The organism is Mucilaginibacter aquariorum, assembly GCF_024498135.1.
In the GTDB taxonomy this organism is placed as follows: Bacteria; Bacteroidota; Bacteroidia; order Sphingobacteriales; family Sphingobacteriaceae; genus Mucilaginibacter; species Mucilaginibacter aquariorum.
Genome location: NZ_JANHOH010000010.1, coordinates 142,926 through 162,735, shown reverse-complemented (window position 1 = coordinate 162,735; position 19,810 = coordinate 142,926). Strand labels below are relative to the sequence as shown.

17 protein-coding genes are annotated in these 19,810 nt (G+C 41.6%); 12 read left to right on the top strand and 5 right to left on the bottom strand.

Going from position 1 to position 19,810, the window contains the following annotated elements; all coding sequences use genetic code 11:
- The first annotated feature begins 10 nt into the window (after window positions 1-10).
- The 12 genes from secE (at window position 11) to rfbA (ending at window position 14,747) form a co-directional block, all read left to right on the top strand.
- Window positions 11-205, top strand: a complete 195-nt coding sequence (secE, locus tag NPE20_RS23450; RefSeq protein ID WP_256541142.1) for a preprotein translocase subunit SecE — start codon at window positions 11-13, stop codon at window positions 203-205.
- A 10-nt stretch (window positions 206-215) separates the two neighbouring features.
- Window positions 216-758, top strand: coding sequence for a transcription termination/antitermination protein NusG (gene nusG, locus NPE20_RS23445; protein WP_129876900.1), 543 nt, complete (start codon window positions 216-218; stop codon window positions 756-758).
- A 203-nt stretch (window positions 759-961) separates the two neighbouring features.
- Window positions 962-1,405 (top strand): 50S ribosomal protein L11, encoded by a 444-nt coding sequence (rplK, locus tag NPE20_RS23440; protein WP_256541141.1) that lies wholly within the window; start codon window positions 962-964, stop codon window positions 1,403-1,405.
- Between the two features lie 23 nt (window positions 1,406-1,428).
- A complete protein-coding gene (gene rplA / locus NPE20_RS23435; RefSeq protein ID WP_256541140.1) occupies window positions 1,429-2,127 on the top strand; it encodes a 50S ribosomal protein L1 in 699 nt (232 codons plus the stop codon).
- A 2-nt stretch (window positions 2,128-2,129) separates the two neighbouring features.
- Window positions 2,130-2,648, top strand: a complete 519-nt coding sequence (rplJ, locus tag NPE20_RS23430) for a 50S ribosomal protein L10 (protein ID WP_256541139.1) — start codon at window positions 2,130-2,132, stop codon at window positions 2,646-2,648.
- A 57-nt stretch (window positions 2,649-2,705) separates the two neighbouring features.
- Window positions 2,706-3,089, top strand: a complete 384-nt coding sequence (gene rplL / locus NPE20_RS23425) for a 50S ribosomal protein L7/L12 (protein WP_191176019.1) — start codon at window positions 2,706-2,708, stop codon at window positions 3,087-3,089.
- A gap of 200 nt (window positions 3,090-3,289) precedes the next feature.
- Complete coding sequence (gene rpoB / locus NPE20_RS23420) at window positions 3,290-7,093, top strand: DNA-directed RNA polymerase subunit beta (protein ID WP_256541138.1); 3,804 nt, start codon at window positions 3,290-3,292, stop codon at window positions 7,091-7,093.
- A gap of 97 nt (window positions 7,094-7,190) precedes the next feature.
- Window positions 7,191-11,477: a DNA-directed RNA polymerase subunit beta' gene (gene rpoC, locus NPE20_RS23415; RefSeq protein WP_256541137.1), complete on the top strand. Its 4,287-nt coding sequence runs from the start codon at window positions 7,191-7,193 to the stop codon at window positions 11,475-11,477.
- Window positions 11,478-11,550: 73 nt separating this feature from the next.
- A complete protein-coding gene (locus NPE20_RS23410) occupies window positions 11,551-11,862 on the top strand; it encodes a DUF3467 domain-containing protein (protein ID WP_256541136.1) in 312 nt (103 codons plus the stop codon).
- An 88-nt stretch (window positions 11,863-11,950) separates the two neighbouring features.
- Entirely contained in the window at window positions 11,951-12,886 is a 936-nt protein-coding gene (gene fcl, locus NPE20_RS23405) for a GDP-L-fucose synthase (protein ID WP_256541135.1), read from the top strand.
- 45 nt (window positions 12,887-12,931) lie between these two features.
- Window positions 12,932-13,795 carry a dTDP-4-dehydrorhamnose reductase gene (rfbD, locus tag NPE20_RS23400; RefSeq protein WP_256541134.1) on the top strand — a complete coding sequence of 288 codons (864 nt, stop codon included), beginning with the start codon at window positions 12,932-12,934 and terminating at the stop codon, window positions 13,793-13,795.
- Window positions 13,796-13,880: 85 nt separating this feature from the next.
- A complete protein-coding gene (gene rfbA, locus NPE20_RS23395) occupies window positions 13,881-14,747 on the top strand; it encodes a glucose-1-phosphate thymidylyltransferase RfbA (protein ID WP_256541133.1) in 867 nt (288 codons plus the stop codon).
- Window positions 14,748-15,028: 281 nt separating this feature from the next.
- Here rfbA and miaA read toward each other — a convergent pair whose 3' ends face one another.
- The 5 genes from miaA to NPE20_RS23370 all read right to left on the bottom strand — a co-directional run bounded on the left by miaA (window position 15,029) and on the right by NPE20_RS23370 (window position 19,739).
- Window positions 15,029-15,976: a tRNA (adenosine(37)-N6)-dimethylallyltransferase MiaA gene (gene miaA / locus NPE20_RS23390; RefSeq protein WP_256541132.1), complete on the bottom strand. Its 948-nt coding sequence runs from the start codon at window positions 15,974-15,976 to the stop codon at window positions 15,029-15,031.
- Window positions 15,977-16,043: 67 nt separating this feature from the next.
- Window positions 16,044-16,694, bottom strand: a complete 651-nt coding sequence (locus NPE20_RS23385; protein WP_256541131.1) for a plasmid pRiA4b ORF-3 family protein — start codon at window positions 16,692-16,694, stop codon at window positions 16,044-16,046.
- A 39-nt stretch (window positions 16,695-16,733) separates the two neighbouring features.
- Window positions 16,734-18,146, bottom strand: coding sequence for a CCA tRNA nucleotidyltransferase (locus tag NPE20_RS23380; protein WP_256541130.1), 1,413 nt, complete (start codon window positions 18,144-18,146; stop codon window positions 16,734-16,736).
- A gap of 56 nt (window positions 18,147-18,202) precedes the next feature.
- Window positions 18,203-18,769 (bottom strand): L-threonylcarbamoyladenylate synthase, encoded by a 567-nt coding sequence (locus tag NPE20_RS23375; protein ID WP_256541129.1) that lies wholly within the window; start codon window positions 18,767-18,769, stop codon window positions 18,203-18,205.
- The gene (locus NPE20_RS23370) at window positions 18,762-19,739 is read right to left on the bottom strand and encodes a glycosyltransferase family 9 protein (RefSeq protein WP_256541128.1); all 978 of its coding nucleotides are present in this window, start codon (window positions 19,737-19,739) and stop codon (window positions 18,762-18,764) included. Before NPE20_RS23370 ends, NPE20_RS23375 begins: the two co-directional genes overlap by 8 nt.
- Window positions 19,740-19,810: the final 71 nt, after the last annotated feature.

The window sequence follows — 19,810 nt, the reverse complement described above, 5'->3', positions numbered from 1 at the left end:
AATTAGTAAAATGGCAGGCGTAGCTGAATATATTAAAGAATCATACATTGAGTTGACCGAGAAAGTAACCTGGCCAACCTGGAGAGAATTGCAAAACAGCGCCGTATTGGTGTTAATAGCTGCAATGATTATTGCTATGGTCATTTTTGGTATGGACCAGATAATAGGCTACCTGCTTAATCAGTTTTATACTTCACTAACCTAATTATATATAGATGAGTGATCAATTAAAGTGGTACGTAGTTAGGGCCATCAGTGGTAAAGAAAAAAAGGTAAAGCAATATATAGATGCGGAAATAAGCAGGTTAGGTATAACACACTTAGTGCCGCAAGTACTTATTCCTACCGAAAAATATTACCAGATGCGTGACGGGAAAAAGATCGCTAAAGAGCGTAACTATTTTCCAGGTTATGTATTGATGGAAGCCGCACTTGATGGCGAGCTGGAGCACATTATTAAAAATGTGAACAGCGTTATAGGCTTTTTAGGTGATAAACAAGGCAACGCTATCCCTTTACGCCAGGCCGAAGTTAACCGTATTTTAGGTAAGGTTGATGAGATGAGCGCTCAAGGCGAAACAATGAATGTTCCATATTACGTTGGCGAAAACGTTAAGGTAATGGATGGTCCATTCAACGGTTTTAGCGGTGTGATTGAAGAGGTTAACGAAGAGAAAAAGAAATTAAAAGTAATGGTAAAGATCTTCGGGCGCCGTACGCCGCTTGAATTGAATTACATGCAGGTAGAGAAAGAATAAGTTTAGATAGGAGATGTGAGATTTTAGATGATGAAACATCTAAGGGTCATATTGAGGATACTAAACAATAAATATAACAATATAAAGGTTTGAATAACCTGGTACGAGTCTCAAATCTCCTATCTAATATCTCAAACCTAACGATCTTAAATGTTACTTAGCTTCCACTTACTAACATTGAGTTATAATTAAAACAAATCAAAATGGCAAAAGAAGTCGGTGCGATGGTAAAGCTACAAGTGAAGGGCGGCGCTGCAAACCCATCTCCTCCAATTGGCCCAGCATTGGGTGCAAAAGGTGTGAACATTATGGAGTTTTGCAAGCAGTTCAACGCACGTACCCAGGATAAACCTGGTAAAGTGTTACCTGTAGTTATTACTGTTTATGTCGACAAGTCTTTCGATTTTATCATCAAAACCCCTCCTGTAGCTATACAGCTTTTAGAAGCAACTGGCTTAAAGAGTGGTTCGGCTGAACCCAACCGTAAAAAAGTTGCCAATGTAAATTGGGAACAGGTTGAGAACATTGCCAAGGATAAAATGACTGATTTGAATGCATTCACAGTAGAATCAGCCATGAAAATGGTGGCAGGTACTGCCCGCAGTATGGGGATAACCGTATCAGGTACGGCACCCTGGAGTAATTAATTAATACAAATCAGTTTAAGACAGTGGCTAGATTAACAAAAAATCAAAAAGCGGCACTCTCCAAAATTGAGGCTAATAAATCGTATACATTACAAGATGCGTCATCATTGGTAAAGGAATTAACCAATACCAAATTTGATTCATCAGTTGATATAGATGTGCGTTTAGGTGTTGACCCTCGTAAAGCCAATCAAATGGTACGTGGTATTGCAACATTGCCTCATGGAACCGGTAAAACTGTACGTGTGTTGGTGCTTTGTACTCCAGATAAGGAGCAAGAAGCTAAAGACGCAGGTGCGGATTTCGTAGGTTTGGATGATTATATTGCCAAGATTGAAGGCGGATGGACTGATGTTGATATTATCATCACTATGCCAAGCGTTATGGCTAAGGTAGGTCGTTTGGGCAGAATATTAGGCCCACGTAACCTTATGCCTAACCCTAAATCAGGAACAGTAACACCAGAAGTTGGTAAAGCTGTAACTGAGGTAAAAGGTGGTAAGATCGATTTCAAGGTTGATAAAACCGGTATCATCCACACTTCAATAGGAAAAGCATCTTTCTCTGCTGATAAAATTTATGAGAATGCATTAGAAGTATTGCAAACTATCTCTAAATTAAAACCATCAGCAGCAAAGGGCACATATTTTAAGAGCATACATATCTCTTCAACAATGTCGCCGGGAATTACAATTGAAACTAAATCAGTAGCGGGAATTTAATCATGAATAAAGAAGAAAAACACGACCTTGTTCTTGCCCTTGCTGATCAGATTAAAGAGTACGGTAATTTTTATATTACCGATACAGCTGATCTAACGGTTGCAAAAGTGAATAATATCCGTCGTCAATGTTTCGAGGCTGATATCACCATGCAGGTTGCAAAAAATAGCTTGATCAGAAAAGCTATGGAAGCCGCAGAAGGTGATTTTTCCCCGATATATGATGTATTAAAAGGTTCTTCATCAATCCTTTTCTCAAAATCAGCAACTGCCCCGGCAAAGTTGATCAAAGCTTTAAGGAAAAAAGGTGATAAACCAGTTTTAAAAGCAGCATACATTGATTCAGCGATATTTATCGGCGATAATCAATTAGATACTTTGACCAAACTAAAATCAAAGGAACAATTGATTGGCGAGATAGTAGGCTTATTGCAATCACCAGCCAAGAACGTTATTTCTGCATTACAATCAGGCGGAAATATATTAGCAGGTGTTGTAAAAACATTACAAGAAAGAGGTTAACGAACACCTTAAAGTTCGATTTAAACAAAAAAGCATTAAGTAAAAATAAAAAATAAAATGGCGGATTTAAAAGCGTTTGCTGAACAGTTGGTAAACTTAACAGTAAAGGAAGTAAACGAATTAGCTCAGATCTTGAAAGACGAGTATGGCATTGAGCCAGCTGCTGCAGCTGTTGCTGCTGCACCGGCTGCTGGTGGTGGCGATGACGCTCCTGCAGCTGCGGCTGAGCAAACTGCATTTGACGTAATCCTGAAAGAAGCAGGTGGTTCAAAATTAGCAGTTGTTAAATTAGTAAAAGACTTAACTGGCTTAGGTTTGAAAGAAGCTAAAGATTTAGTTGACGGTGCACCTAAAGAGGTTAAAACTGGCGTAACTAAAGAAGAAGCTCAATCTTTGAAATCTCAATTAGAGGAAGCCGGAGCAGTAGTTGAGGTTAAATAATTTAACCACTCACACAATAGCATCAGACTCCGACCATTTTTGGTCGGGGTCTATTGCTGTTTATATACTTTAGATTTGAGACGTAAGATATGAGATATGAAAATCTTGCGTCAAAATGAAGATTTCAACGTCTGTCTCAAATCTCACGTCTAATATCTCATATCTAAAACACAGGTTTAATAAACTAAAATTATAACACCTTGGCAAACCAAAATAACCAAAGAGTAAACTTTGCAACCAGCAGAAAGGTACTTGATTACCCCGATTTCCTGGATGTACAGTTACAATCTTTCCAGGAATTTTTTCAATTGGAAACCACGTCAGACAACCGCTACAAAGAGGGGTTGTTTAAAGTATTTGCCGAAAACTTTCCTATTTCAGATTCAAGGAACATCTTCGTTTTAGAGTTTCTTGATTATTTTATTGATCCGCCACGTTACGATATACGCGAGTGTATTGAGCGCGGGTTAACTTACAGTGTGCCATTAAAAGCAAAACTTCGTTTATCATGTAATGATGCCGAACACGAAGATTTTGAAACAATTGTACAGGACGTGTACCTGGGAACTATCCCTTACATGACGCCTAAAGGTACATTTGTTATCAATGGCGCCGAGCGTGTAATTGTATCACAGTTACACCGTTCACCTGGTGTATTCTTTGGCCAAAGCCGCCACACCAACGGTACAAAATTATACTCGGCACGTGTTATACCTTTCAAAGGTTCGTGGATTGAGTTTGCTACAGACGTTAATAACGTGATGTATGCTTACATTGACCGTAAAAAGAAATTCCCGGTTACTACGCTTCTTCGTGCAATAGGCTACGATTCTGATAAAGATATATTAGAATTATTTGAGCTTGCAGACGAGGTTAAAGTAAGCAAATCTGGCTTGAAGAAATTCATTGGCCGTAAGCTTGCTGCAAGGGTGCTTAAAAAATGGGTAGAAGATTTCGTGGATGAGGATACCGGTGAAGTGGTATCTATTGACCGTAACGAGATCATCCTTGAGCGCGAAACCGTATTGGAAGATGACCATATTGATATGATCATTGATGCCGGTGTTAAAACCATCATCCTTAACAAGGAAGATGCTGCCACCAGCGGTGATTATACTATTATATATAATACGTTACAAAAAGATACTTCAAACTCAGAGAAAGAAGCGGTTGAGCATATCTATCGCCAGTTACGTAACGCTGAACCACCTGATGAAGAAACAGCTCGTGGTATCATCGATCGTTTATTCTTCTCTGATAAAAGATACGATTTGGGAGATGTGGGCAGGTACCGCATCAACCGTAAGTTGAAACTTAGCACTTCAGAAGAAACTAAGGTTTTAACCAAACAGGATATCATCGCGATTGTGAAATACCTGATCAAATTAATCAACTCAAAAGCTGAGGTGGATGATATTGATCACTTGTCAAACCGTCGTGTTCGTACTGTTGGTGAGCAACTTTATGCACAATTTGGTGTTGGTTTAGCACGTATGGCGCGTACCATTCGTGAGCGTATGAACATTCGTGATAACGAGGTGTTCACACCAACTGACCTGATCAACGCACGTACACTATCATCTGTGATCAACTCGTTCTTCGGAACAAACCAGTTATCACAGTTCATGGACCAAACCAATCCACTGGCAGAGATCACGCACAAGCGTCGTCTGTCAGCCCTTGGGCCCGGTGGTCTGTCTCGTGAGCGTGCAGGTTTCGAGGTTCGTGACGTACACTACACCCACTACGGTAGGTTGTGTACTATTGAAACCCCGGAAGGACCGAACATTGGTTTGATATCTTCACTTTGCGTACACGCCAAGATCAACAACTTAGGCTTCATCGAAACACCATACAAACGTGTGGTTGACGGTAAGGTACAGGTTGATGAACCGGTTATCTACTTATCTGCAGAAGATGAAGATGGTAAAACCATTGGCCAGGCAAATGCTTACTATGATGATAAAGGTGTATTCGCTAATCCACGTGTAAAAGCACGTTTTGAAGGTGACTTCCCTATTATCGACCCTGATAAACTGGATTTGATGGATATTGCTCCAAATCAAATTACATCAATCGCGGCATCATTAATTCCGTTCTTAGAACATGATGATGCTAACCGTGCCTTGATGGGATCAAACATGCAACGCCAGGCCGTACCATTGTTACGCCCCGAAGCGCCAATTGTTGGTACAGGTTTGGAAGGCCGTGTGGCAAAAGACTCTCGTACCCTTATCAACGCCGAAGGCGATGGTGTGGTTGAGTATGTTGATGCTAACGAGATCAAAATTAAGTATGACCGTAACGAACTGGATCGTTTGATCTCTTTTGACGGCGATACAAGAAGCTACTTGTTAACTAAATTTAAAAAGACTAACCAGAGCACTACCATCAACCTAAAACCTATCGTTAAGAAAGGTCAGCGTGTTGAAAAAGGACAAGTGCTTTGCGAAGGCTATGCAACCCAGAATGGTGAGCTTGCTTTAGGTCGTAACCTGAAAGTGGCATTCATGCCTTGGCAAGGTTACAACTTTGAGGATGCAATCGTAATATCTGAGCGTGTAGTGTCTCAGGATATATTCACATCACTTCACGTTGAAGAATTTGAACTTGAAGTACGTGATACTAAACGCGGCGAAGAGGAATTGACACCGGATATCCCTAACGTATCAGAAGAAGCTACTAAAGACCTTGACGAAGACGGTATCATCCGTGTTGGTGCCGAGGTTAAAGAAGGCGATATCCTGATAGGTAAGATCACTCCAAAAGGTGAATCAGATCCTTCACCGGAAGAAAAACTGTTACGTGCCATATTTGGTGATAAAGCAGGTGACGTTAAGGATGCATCTTTAAAAACTCCGCCGTCTATCGCGGGTGTTGTTATCGATACAAAATTATTCAGCCGTGCTAAAAAAACCACTAAGGCGGAAGAAAAGGCGCAAATTGAAAAACTTGATGCTAAACATGATAAAGCTGTAAAAGATCTTAAAAATACTTTGATCGAGAAGTTATTTGAGATTGTTAACGGCAAAACATCACAAGGTGTTTACAATGTTTACAAAGAGTTGTTTGTGGCTAAAGGTGTTAAATTCACTCAGAAAATTCTGACTGAGCTTAATTACGAAAGCATCAACCCAACAAAATGGACAACTGATGATGATAAGAACGACCAGATAAAAACTTTGCTTCACAACTATAACATTAAAGTGAACGAAGAACTGGGTGCTTACCGTCGCGATAAGTTTGCCATCAGCGTAGGTGATGAGCTTCCATCTGGTATCGTACAAATGGCTAAAGTTTACATCGCTAAAAAGCGTAAGCTTAAGGTGGGTGATAAAATGGCGGGCCGCCACGGTAACAAAGGTATTGTTGCACGTATTGTACGTGACGAGGATATGCCTTTCTTAGAAGATGGTACCCCGGTTGATATTGTGTTGAACCCACTGGGTGTACCTTCACGTATGAACCTTGGCCAGATCTATGAAACAGTATTAGGTTGGGCAGGTAAAGAGCTTGGTGTTAAATTCGCTACTCCTATTTTTGATGGTGCAAGCCATACCGAAGTAGAAGAGTGGGTTAAAAAAGCGGGCTTACCAGAATCTGGCCGTACCTATTTATACAATGGTTTAACAGGCGACCGTTTTGACCAGCAAACTACTGTAGGTATTATCTACATGCTTAAACTTGGTCACATGGTTGATGATAAGATGCACGCGCGTTCTATCGGGCCATACTCATTAATTACACAACAGCCATTGGGTGGTAAAGCCCAGTTTGGTGGTCAGCGTTTTGGTGAGATGGAGGTTTGGGCACTTGAGGCATTTGGTGCATCAAACATACTGCAGGAAATATTAACCGTTAAATCGGATGATGTTATCGGCCGTGCCAAAACTTATGAAGCTATTGTTAAAGGTGAAAACCTGCCAACACCATCAGTTCCGGAATCATTCAACGTATTGGTTCACGAATTAAGAGGTTTAGGTTTGGATATCACATTAGAATAATTATTGAATTATTGAGGGATTGAATTATCGAATAATTCAGTTCCTCAATCAATAAGTCAATAATTCATTCCTTCAATAATTAAAAACAAAGGAGACTATGTCTTACAAAAAGGATAATAAAATCAAGAGTAATTTCACCACAATTACGATCAGTTTAGCTTCTCCGGAATCTATCCTTGAGCGTTCAAGCGGTGAGGTTTTAAAACCTGAGACCATTAACTACCGTACCTACAAGCCCGAGCGTGATGGTTTGTTCTGCGAGCGTATTTTCGGTCCGGTTAAAGATTACGAATGCCATTGCGGTAAATACAAACGTATCCGTTACAAAGGGATTGTTTGTGACCGTTGCGGTGTTGAAGTAACTGAGAAAAAGGTTCGCCGTGAGCGTATGGGCCACATCAACTTGGTGGTGCCTGTTGCGCACATCTGGTATTTCCGCTCGTTGCCAAATAAAATTGGTTACCTGTTGGGCTTACCTACAAAAAGGTTAGACCTGATCATTTATTACGAAAGATATGTAGTTATTCAGCCTGGTATTAAAGAATCTGACGGCATTTCCAAAATGGATTTCCTTACAGAAGAAGAATACCTGGATATATTGGATACTTTACCAAAAGAAAACCAATACCTGGATGATAAAGACCCACAAAAATTTGTGGCTAAAATGGGTGCCGAGGCGCTTGAAGAATTATTACGCCGCATCGATTTAGATGAGTTGTCATACAATCTTCGTCACCAGGCAGCTAACGAAACTTCTCAGCAACGTAAAAACGAAGCTTTAAAACGTTTACAGGTTGTTGAAGCTTTCCGTGGCGCGGCTACAAGGATAGAGAATAACCCATCTTGGATGATCGTTAAGATTGTTCCTGTTATACCTCCTGAATTACGCCCGTTAGTACCATTGGAAGGTGGCCGTTTCGCTACATCCGATTTGAATGATTTATACCGCCGTGTAATTATCCGTAACAACCGTTTAAAACGTTTGATCGAGATAAAAGCACCGGAAGTTATTTTACGTAACGAAAAACGTATGTTACAGGAAGCTGTAGATTCGTTATTTGATAACTCACGTAAAGTTAACGCGGTTAAAACCGAAGGTAACCGTGCATTGAAATCACTTTCAGATATCCTGAAAGGTAAACAAGGCCGTTTCCGTCAAAACTTATTAGGTAAACGTGTGGATTATTCGGCACGTTCGGTAATTGTTGTAGGGCCAAACCTTAAATTACACGAGTGCGGTTTACCAAAAGATATGGCTGCTGAGCTGTTCAAACCATTTATCATTCGCAAGATGATTGAGCGTGGTGTGGTTAAAACAGTAAAATCTGCCAAGAAAATTGTTGACCGTAAAGACCCATTAGTTTGGGATATTTTGGAAAACGTATTAAAAGGCCACCCTGTATTATTAAACCGTGCGCCTACGCTGCACAGGTTGGGTATCCAGGCTTTCCAGCCAAAACTGGTTGAAGGTAAGGCTATACAATTGCACCCGTTAACCTGTACCGCCTTCAACGCGGATTTTGACGGTGACCAGATGGCTGTGCACGTACCACTTGGTAACGCAGCAATTTTGGAAGCCCAGGTATTAATGCTTGCATCACACAACATCTTAAACCCTGCTAACGGTACGCCTATTACAGTACCTTCGCAAGACATGGTGCTTGGTTTGTACTACATAACCAAAGGCCGTAAAACTGACGAAGGACGTATTGTAAAAGGACAAGGTTTAACTTTCTATTCTGCCGAAGAGGTAATTATCGCTTACAACGAAAGAAAGATCGATCTGCACGCCTTTATCAAGGTTAAAGGAAGAATTAAAGAACGCGATGGTATCATCGTTTCTAAAATAATTGAAACTACTGTAGGCCGTGTGCTATTTAACCAGCATGTGCCCGAAGAAGTTGGTTATATTAACGAACTGTTAACCAAAAAATCACTGCGTGATATTATTGGTGAAGTTGTTAAAATGACCGGTATGGCACGCGCTGCCCAGTTCCTTGATGATATTAAGGAGTTAGGTTTCCGTATGGCATTCCAGGGTGGTTTATCATTTAACCTGAAGGATATCAACATTCCTGAAGAAAAGGTTACTTTGATAGCACAGGCTTCTAAAGAAGTGGAAGATGTTATGGGTAACTATAACATGGGTTTCATTACCAACAACGAGCGTTACAACCAAATCATCGATATCTGGACACGTATTAACAACCGCTTAACAGCGAATGTAATGAACATCCTGAGCAATGATAACCAAGGGTTCAACTCTGTTTACATGATGCTTGACTCTGGTGCGCGTGGTTCTAAAGAGCAGATCCGTCAGCTTGCAGGTATGCGTGGTTTGATGGCTAAGCCTCAAAAATCAGGTTCAGGTGGTGAGATCATCGAAAACCCTATCCTTTCAAACTTTAAAGAAGGTTTGTCGGTATTAGAGTACTTCATATCTACCCACGGTGCGCGTAAAGGTTTGGCGGATACGGCGTTAAAAACAGCGGATGCTGGTTACTTAACCCGTAGGTTGCATGACGTTGCCCAGGATATGATTGTTGGTGAAGTTGATTGCGGTACTTTAAGAGGTATCTACACAACCGCGTTAAAAGATAACGAGGATGTTGTTGAGCCGTTATACGATCGTATTTTAGGTCGTACTACACTGCATGATGTTCACGATCCTATCACTAACGAATTATTAATTTCTGCAGGTGAAGATATCACCGAAGAGATTGCTAAGAAAGTAGAAAATTCACCTTTAGAGGGTGTTGAGATACGTTCGGTATTAACATGCGAAAGCAAACGTGGCGTATGTGCTTTATGCTACGGCCGTAACCTTGCAAGCGGTAAACGCGTGCAAATGGGTGAAGCTGTTGGTGTAATTGCTGCACAGTCAATTGGTGAGCCGGGTACACAGTTAACACTACGTACATTCCACGTGGGTGGTACCGCCTCAAACATCGCGGCTGAGTCACAGATCAACGCAAGGTTTGAAGGTATCATTGAATTTGAGAACGTACGTACAGTAGAATATAAAACTGAGGATGGTATAGTTGATGTGGTATTAGGCCGTTCTGGCGAGTTCCGTATCATTGAGCCGGGTACTAATAAAGTTATTGTTACCAACAACATTCCATACGGTTCATACCTGTATGTGAAAGATGGCAGCAAAATTGAAAAAGGCGACCGTATCTGTTCATGGGATCCGTACAATGCGGTTATTATCTCTGAATTTGCAGGTATTACCACTTTCGAGGCAGTATTGGAAGGTATCACGTTCCGCGAGGAAAGTGATGAGCAAACCGGTCACCGCGAAAAGGTTATTATCGATACCAGGGATAAAACTAAAAACCCTGTTATACAGATAGCTGATAGCAAAGGAAACATCATTAAAGGATACAACATCCCGGTAGGTGCCCACATTTCTGTTGAAGAAGGTGAGAAACTACAAACCGGACAAGTTATTGCTAAAATTCCTCGTTCAACCGGTAAAACGCGAGATATTACAGGTGGTTTACCACGTGTAACCGAGTTATTCGAAGCACGTAACCCATCTAATCCGGCTGTAGTAACCGAAATTGATGGTGTGGTAACTTTAGGTGGTGTTAAACGTGGTAACCGCGAGATCACTATCGAAAGTAAAGACGGCCAGGTTAAGAAATACCTGGTGCCATTGTCTAAACACATTCTTGTACAGGATAACGACTTTGTTAAAGCAGGTATGCCATTGTCTGATGGTTCTATCTCTCCGGCAGATATCCTTGCAATTAAAGGCCCTGCTGCAGTACAAGAGTATCTTGTTAACGGTATTCAGGAAGTTTACCGCTTACAGGGTGTGAAAATTAACGATAAGCACTTTGAGGTGATCGTTCACCAGATGATGCAGAAAGTTGCCATTGAAGATGCCGGCGATACCCGTTTCCTTGAAAGGGAAGCAGTTGATAGCTGGGATTTCATGACCGAAAATGATGAGATATTTGATAAGAAAGTTGTTGTTGAGCCAGGTGATTCTGCAACATTAAAAGCTGGTCAGATCATATCATTGAGGAAACTAAGGGACGAAAACTCTATCTTAAAACGTAAAGATTTAGCTTTAGTTGAAGTAAGGGATGCAATTGCAGCAACTTCAAGCCCAATGTTACAAGGTATCACAAGAGCATCATTAGGTACAAAATCGTTCATTTCAGCAGCATCGTTCCAGGAAACTACCAAGGTACTGAACGAAGCAGCTATAGCAGGTAAGAAAGACTTAATGCTTGGCCTGAAAGAAAACGTTATTGTTGGTCACTTAATTCCGTCAGGAACAGGTTTACGCGAATACGAAAATATCCGTGTAGGTTCTCAGGAAGAATTTGATCGCCTTATGGCTTCAAAAACTGAGGAAGTGGAAGCTTAATCAGATTTTTTTAAATACTTTTGCAAGGCCTTCTATGAAAATGGAAGGCTTTGCTTTTTTAACACCATTTATCATGGAAGAACAAAACGAAAACCAGATCAACATTGAGCTTTCTGAAGAGGTTGCCGAAGGCGTTTACGCTAACCTGGCTATTATAACCCATTCCAGCTCGGAGTTTGTGCTCGATTTTATACGTGTTATGCCGGGTGTACCCAAGGCAAAAGTTAAATCGCGTATAGTATTAACTCCCGAGCATGCCAAACGCTTGTTGGCCGCTTTGCAGGATAATATAGAAAAGTTTGAAGCTATAAACGGCCGTGTAAAAATTCAGAATGACCCAACAGGTTTCCCAATGAATTTTGGCGGAACCATGGGGCAGGCGTAATTTAAAGTCCATAGTCCATGGCTGATAGTCCATGGTTATGGGAGTGTTTTACTATGGTCTATGGACCATTGACTATCGACCAAACAAAATGGAAAAAAACGCTAAAATATATATTGCCGGTCATCGTGGGATGGTGGGCTCGGCCATAATGCGCAAGCTGGAGGCCGAGGGGTTCACTAATTTTGTAACCCGTACATCTGCCGAGCTTGACCTGCGCGATCAACAGGCGGTAGCCTTATTTTTTGCGCAAACGAAACCCGATTATGTTTTTCTTGCTGCTGCAAAAGTGGGTGGTATTGTTGCCAACAACACCTATCGTGCCGAGTTTTTATACGATAACCTGCAGATCCAGAATAACATCATCAACTCATCATACCTTAACCAGGTTAAAAAGCTGATGTTCTTAGGATCGAGCTGTATCTATCCAAAACTGGCGCCACAACCTTTAAAGGAAGATGCCCTGTTAACAGGCCTGCTTGAACCAACTAATGAGCCATACGCTATCGCTAAAATAGCGGGCATTAAAATGTGCGATGCTTACCGCGCGCAATACGGCTGCGATTACATATCGGTTATGCCTACAAATTTGTATGGTTATAACGATAACTATCACCCGCAAAACTCACACGTGCTGCCTGCATTGATCCGCAGGTTTCATGAAGCTAAAGAAAATGGCGCTCCCGAGGTTGTTATTTGGGGTAGCGGTTCGCCGTTACGCGAGTTTTTATTTGCCGATGATTTAGCTGAAGCTTGCGTTTACCTGATGCAAAACTTTAGCGAAGCCGGTTTCATCAACATAGGCAGCGGTAAAGAGATCACTATTAAAGATCTGGCCCTGCTCATTAAAAAGATTGTAGGTTACGAAGGGAAATTGATCTTTGATGCTACTAAACCTGATGGTACGCCACGCAAATTAATGGATGTATCTAAACTGGCAGAAAAAGGCTGGACATACAAAACCGAATTAGAAACCGGTATTAAACTTGCCTACGAGGATTTCCTGGTAAAACATGTAGAGCGGTAAGTAGTTTAAGTATATCAAATGCTTAAAGTTTTTAACAGATAGATAATGAGTAAAACAATAGTTTTTGGTGCTTCGGGTCAGTTGGGGCAATGCTTTAAAAAGCTTGCTGCAGATAACAACCTCGATTACCTTATTTTTCCTAACGAAGACGAAGCCAACATACTTGATACCGAAGCCTTAGAGAAAATATTTGCGACCTATCAACCCACATTCGCCATAAATTGCGCCGCTTATACCGCGGTTGATAAAGCTGAGGACGATGTGGCAACCGCTTCCAAAGTAAATATAACAGGGGTAGAAAACCTGGCCAGATTGTGCAGCAAGCACGATACTACGCTGATCCATACTTCAACAGATTTTGTTTTTAAGGGCGATGTATCATCACCACTTAAAGAAGATAGCGTAGCCAAACCAATTAATGTTTATGGCCAAACCAAGCTGGATGGCGAAAAGGTTATTCCCGTTTTGCTGGACAAGTATTTTATCATCCGCACTGGATGGCTGTACTCTGAATTTGCCAACAACTTTGTAAAAACCATGCTTAAGCTGGGCGCCGAGCGTGACGAGCTTAAAGTTATTGCCGACCAAACCGGTACACCTACTTATGCCATTGATCTGGCAGGCTGCATTATCAGCATCATTCAGTCGGATAGTATTGCTTATGGCATTTACCATTACAGTAACGAGGGGATAGCATCGTGGTACGATTTTTCAAAAGCTATTTTTGAACTATCGGGTACCGATGTAAAAGTTATCCCGGTACCAACCAGCGAATACAAGACCCGCGCGGTAAGGCCGGCATATTCGGTTATGGATAAATCAAAGATCAAACAAACATTTGGCCTGCAAATTCCGTATTGGAGAGATAGCCTTGCAGTTTGCATCGGCAGGTTAAAACAACAAAACTAATTAGTGATTTTAGGCAGACTTGCAAAGCTTATACGCTTGACAGGAAATCACTCAATCACTAATTCAATAAATAAATAATTATCCCATGAAAGGTATCATATTAGCAGGCGGATCGGGCACAAGGCTTTACCCAATAACCCAGGCCATAAGTAAGCAGTTAATGCCTATTTATGATAAGCCCATGATCTATTACCCGCTATCGGTATTGATGCTGGCCGGTATAAACGAGATCCTGATCATTACCACTGCCGAAGATAATGCCGGCTTTGTGCGTTTATTAGGCACAGGCGAAGAGATTGGCTGCCGCTTTGAGTATGCCATACAAGAAAAACCAAACGGACTTGCACAGGCTTTTGTTATTGGTGCCGATTTTATTGGAACCGATAAAGTGGCGCTGGTACTGGGCGACAATATATTTTACGGATCGGGCTTTAGTAAATTGATACAAAGCTTTAATAATGTAGATGGCGCGGCCATATTTGCCTACCCGGTTGCCGACCCGGAACGTTATGGGGTTGTTGAATTTGATAAAGATTTAAAAGCGGTTTCGATTGAAGAAAAACCACTGAAGCCAAAATCAAAATATGCGGTACCCGGATTGTATTTTTACGATAACAGCGTTGTTGAGATAGCCAAAAACATTGAGCCATCTCCACGCGGCGAGTACGAGATAACCGACGTAAACCGTGTTTACCTGGAGCAAGGCAATCTGCATGTTGGGGTAATGGATAGGGGAACAGCGTGGCTGGATACCGGTACGTTTGATTCCCTTAGCGATGCCACCGAATTTGTGCGGGTAATAGAAAAGCGCCAGGCTAAAAAAATAGGTTGTATTGAAGAAGTAGCCTACCTGATGGGATATATTAATGCAGAACAGTTACAAGTACTAGCGAATAAATATATTAAAAGCGGTTACGGGGTTTATATACAATCTGTACTGGATAACGCGTAGGTTCAGTTTGCAGTAGTTAGTTTGCAGTTTGCTTCGCCAAGTCGGGCGACTTCCGCCAAGTCAAGCGTCCACGCTTGACTTTATAATACTTCCAGCGTCCACGCTGAAAGTATCCGGGGTGTTTCACGTGAGCGTGGACGCTCACAATTGCTTTTGTTCAAGTGTGGACGCTTGAACAGGCGGGGTTGATTAAACCAATGGTAATAAATTTTTTCTATTCATTGCCGTCCCATTTATGGGACGGAACCTTAAGCTAAGCCAACGGCTTTAGCCGAAATGATTTAAGCTAAGTCCCTAACTTTACTTATTTCCGACAATATATTATCAACCAACTTTTCATCACCTGCATCAAACCAAACAATATCCTTATCCTTACGGAACCAGGTAAGCTGCCTTTTAGCAAAACGACGGGTATTTTGTTTAATAGAGGCAATCGCAGTATCCAAATCTGTTTTGCCATCCAAATAATCAAACAATTCAGTATAGCCTACGGTGTTTAAAGCGTTGTATTGGCGATAGGGGGTTAAACCTGCAACCTCCTCCAACAAACCATCTTTTACCATTATATCTACCCGTTGGTTAATGCGGTCATATAATTTTTCGCGGGGCATGTCCAGCCCAAGCTTAATAATATTGAAAGGCCTTTTGTTAATTTTGGAGGTGCGGTAAGATGAAAAAGTTTTGCCTGTGCTTTCGTGCACCTCTAAGGCCCTTATAACGCGCTGTGGGTTGTTGATGTCGACCTCGCTGTAATACGTAGGGTCAATTTCTTTCAGGCGCTCCTGTAGGGCTTCTATGCCGTTTATAGCTAATTCGGTATTTAACCTGTCGCGAATATCAGGATCGGCAGTAGGCAGGTCATCAAAACCTTCGGTAATGGCCCTGATGTATAAACCCGAGCCGCCGGCTAATATCACTACATCATGCTTCTTAAAGAGCTCATCAAGTAATTGCAGGCACTGGCGTTCAAAATCACCTACCGAGAATGGCTCGGTAATACTATGCGAATTAATAAAGTAATGTGGGGCCGCGGCTAATTCTGCCCCGGTGGGTTTTGCTGTGCCGATAGACATTTCACGAAAGAACTGTCGTGAATCTGCAGAAACAACTACGGTATTATAATGCTGCGCCAAACTTATGGCCGCCGCAGTTTTTCCGGAGGCCGTAGGGCCGGCTATAACAATTAGGGTTTTATTTTTGAAGTCCATAGTCCATAGTCGATAGTCCATAGAATAACATGCTTGAAAGACTATTGCAGCTACTATTGACCATCGGCTATGGTCTATGGACTAATTATTAATAATCGTCGCGGCCGGGTTTGTCTTCGTCTTCAAACTCTTCATCGTCGCCAAAGCCAAATTCATCTTCTTCGCCTTCTTCGTCACCAACTTTCTTTTCGTCTACCTCATCAATACCGGTATCGGTTACTTCAGAAAAGTCTTCAGCATCTTCCGGGTTATAAGCCATTTCATGTAAAAAGTCGAAATCTTCATCCGGTGTTTCTGCAGCAGCAGCGCTTGGGTTAAATACGTTACCAAATTGTTTTGGTGCCTCGCCAACAGAACGTACAACAGAAGGATACGTAACGCCCGGTGTATCTTCCAATATAATTTTCATTAGTTCTACATGAAAATCAAATGGCCTGTCGAAATTAAATGTATAGTAAAATTTTTGATGCGGATCGTCAATAAAGCTGCTCAGTTTTATATTTTCCATCAAAGGGATCTTGCGGTCAATCCTTTTTTGATTTGGCATATAGGTTATCTCCTCGCCCTTCATCCACTGGTCGTTACTGATATAAAAAGAAGACGGATACTCAGGGTTATAACCGGTACTCTGGTGTATAGCCTTATGAAGATCTTCAAAGGTTTGATTAGATTTTACATCAATATCCCGGGAAACGTCGTCATAATCCTCAAAAGTAACCCTGAACCTGTATAGTGCCATTTTTTTAAGTAGTTTTTTGTCAAAAATAGGAATGTTATTTTAATTTGTGATTGCAACAACTTTCAAGCCAATTTCTTTCCCTTTTTCAATTGTGAAGTTTATTGCGGCTTCACGCTCGTTAGGTATTTCGCCTTCCAGTATAGCTTCTCGTATTTTATTCTTTATAATACCCACTTCGCGGCCTTCGCCAATACCAAAAAGCTTCATAATATCCAGCCCCGTTACCGGCGGCTGCCAGTTGCGAATATTATCGCGCTCTTCAACATCTTTTAATTTTTGTTGAACAAGCTCAAAATTATTGCGATACTTTTTAACCTTGTATTCGTTTTTTGTAGTAACGTCTGCTTTACACAGCAGCATTAATGCTTCAATATCATCACCAGCCTCGAACAATAACCTGCGCACGGCCGAATCTGTTACGATAGATTGCGATAACACAATAGGGCGCAGGTGTAGTTGTACCAATTTCTGTACCAGCTTCATTTTTTCGTTTAATGGTAATTTTAGCTGCGCGAATATTTTGGGGACCATACGGGCCCCTTTATCCTCGTGACCGTGAAATGTCCAGCCGTGGCCGGGTTCAAAGCGTTTGGTTGGTGGTTTGGCAATATCGTGCAATATGGCAGCCCAACGCAGCCAAAGGTCGTCGGTGGTTTCACAAATGTTATCCAGCACCTGTAAGGTGTGGTAAAAGTTATCTTTATGCCCTTTACCATTAATTATCTCTACGCCGTAAAGTGCTACCATCTGCGGGAAAATAATATGCAGCAGGCCGGTATCAAACAAGTAGTTAAATCCAATTGATGGTTTTGGCGACAGGATAATCTTGTTCAGTTCATCAGTAATCCGCTCTTGTGATACAATGTTTATTCGAGACAGGTTACTTTTTATCGCCTCAATAGCTTCATCGTCTATCCTAAAATTAAGCTGACTTGCAAAACGTATCGCGCGCATCATTCTTAAAGGATCGTCAGAAAAAGTTTCTACCGGATTTAGGGGTGTACGGATGAGTTTTGTTTCCAAATCGGCAATGCCGCCAAATGGGTCTATCAACTCTCCAAATTGTGACGAATGAAGGGCGATTGCGAGTGCATTTATGGTGAAATCGCGTCGTTTTTGGTCATCCTCAAGCGTGCCGTTCTCAACAATTGGCTTGCGCGAGTCTGACCGGTAGCTTTCCTTGCGGGCGCCTACAAATTCCACTTCTACATCCTGGTAGCGCAGCATGGCCGTACCAAAGTTTTTAAAAACCGATACCTTAACGTTCAGCCTGGCGGCAACCGCTTCGGCAAAGGCGATACCGTTACCAAGAATAACTATATCAATATCTTTAGATGAGCGGTTAAGGAAAATATCGCGCACGTAACCGCCAATTGCGTAAGCCTGTACATCTTGTTCGGCAGCAAGTTTAGAAATAACAGAAAATACCGGATGTTGCAGGTGTTTTTTCATATAAAGGGCTGCGAACAGGCTTGTATTACAGCGCAAATTTAGCGATTATAAAAAAATTAACGGCGAATAAATTCGAAACCGCCATTTGGGGCCAATCTCATTATGGTTGATGGCTTTTTAATTTCGGTGCTATGCTGGTCTATATCAACCACATAATCAACCCCATCAATAATATCCTGATCTATTTTTGAAAAGTACTCGGGCGATGCTTGCCCGCTGATATTTGCCGATGTTGATACCAAAGGTTTGCGTAAACGTTGTATAAGCTGCTGGCAAAACGGATGGCTGGTAACCCTTATACCCACACTGCCGTCTTCGGCAATTAGGGCGGGTGAGATATTTTTTGCACCGGGCATAACCAGTGTTAAAGGGTTTTCGGAGTATTCTATCAGTTCGTAAGCAATATCGGGTACTTCGTTAATGTAGCTTTGCAGCTTATTATCAACGTCTACCAAAATGATCATGCTTTTACTTTCTTCGCGCTGTTTTAGTTCGTAGATCTTTTTAACAGCATCGGTATTAGTAGCATCGCAGCCAATACCCCAAATGGTATCGGTAGGGTAAAGGATAATGCCTCCATCCTGTACGATTTTTAGCGCCTTGTTTACTTCGTCTTTAAGCATGATTCAGGTGCAAACTTAATGCATTTATTATTTTTATTTCATCTAACATTTCCATGCACTTAGGAATACCGTATAACTTGCAGGTATTGCGCACACAGGGTTCGCATATTAATTCGCCATAACGTATAACCGTTAGGCTTTGTTTGTTGTAGGGGGCAGTGTTATTTTCATTACCTGCGCCAAATAAAACCACGGTTGGCGCACCCACAGCATTAGCCAAGTGTGCCGGCCCCGAATCAGTGGTAAGAACGGCTTTGCTGCTTGCTATTAGTTCTGCCAATCCTTTCAGATCGGTTTTGCCGGCAAGGTTTTGCAGCCTGTTGCTATTGTTTAAGCCATTAAGCAACTCCTCAATAAATACCGCTTCTTTTGCCGAACCCACAAAGGCAAAGGTTGTATCCTTAAATGTGGATGTAAGTGCATTAATAATACTGCGGCCTTTATCCAAAGGCATTCTGCGGGATGACGCTTCTGAATTGAAATTGATGATAACGGTTTCTTTCGGTTCTGTAGATATTTGAGCTTCTAAGCCAACTTGTTTATTGCTGATGGTTTTACCGGTGAAACTTTCCAATAGGGAAACATACTCATCAACCCTGTGCAGGTCGGCTGGTTTCTTAAAAGATCGCGTTAGCAAAAAGAAACCACCTTCTTTATTAAAGCCTATGCGTTGTTTAGCGCCGCTTGCCCATGCCATTGCAAAGGAAGACAGGGAGTGGGGCAGGTTGAAATAAAGATCGTAGTGTTCGTCGCGCATGGATTTACCAAAACGGTAAACTCCGCCTAAGCCATTATGTTCCTGTTTCGAGAAAAGATGGATGTTATTAATACTGGGGATAAGCGAGGCAATGCCACCCAGTTCTTTTTTGATGATGACATCAATAGTGGCATCAGGATAAAGCTGCCTAACAGCATTGATGAACGCGGTGCTCATCACCACATCGCCAAGCCAGTTGGGCAGGCGAATCAAAATTTTGAGATTTGAGACTTGAGATATGAGATTTGAGACAGGCTGCATGATCTAATCTTTGTAAGACAATG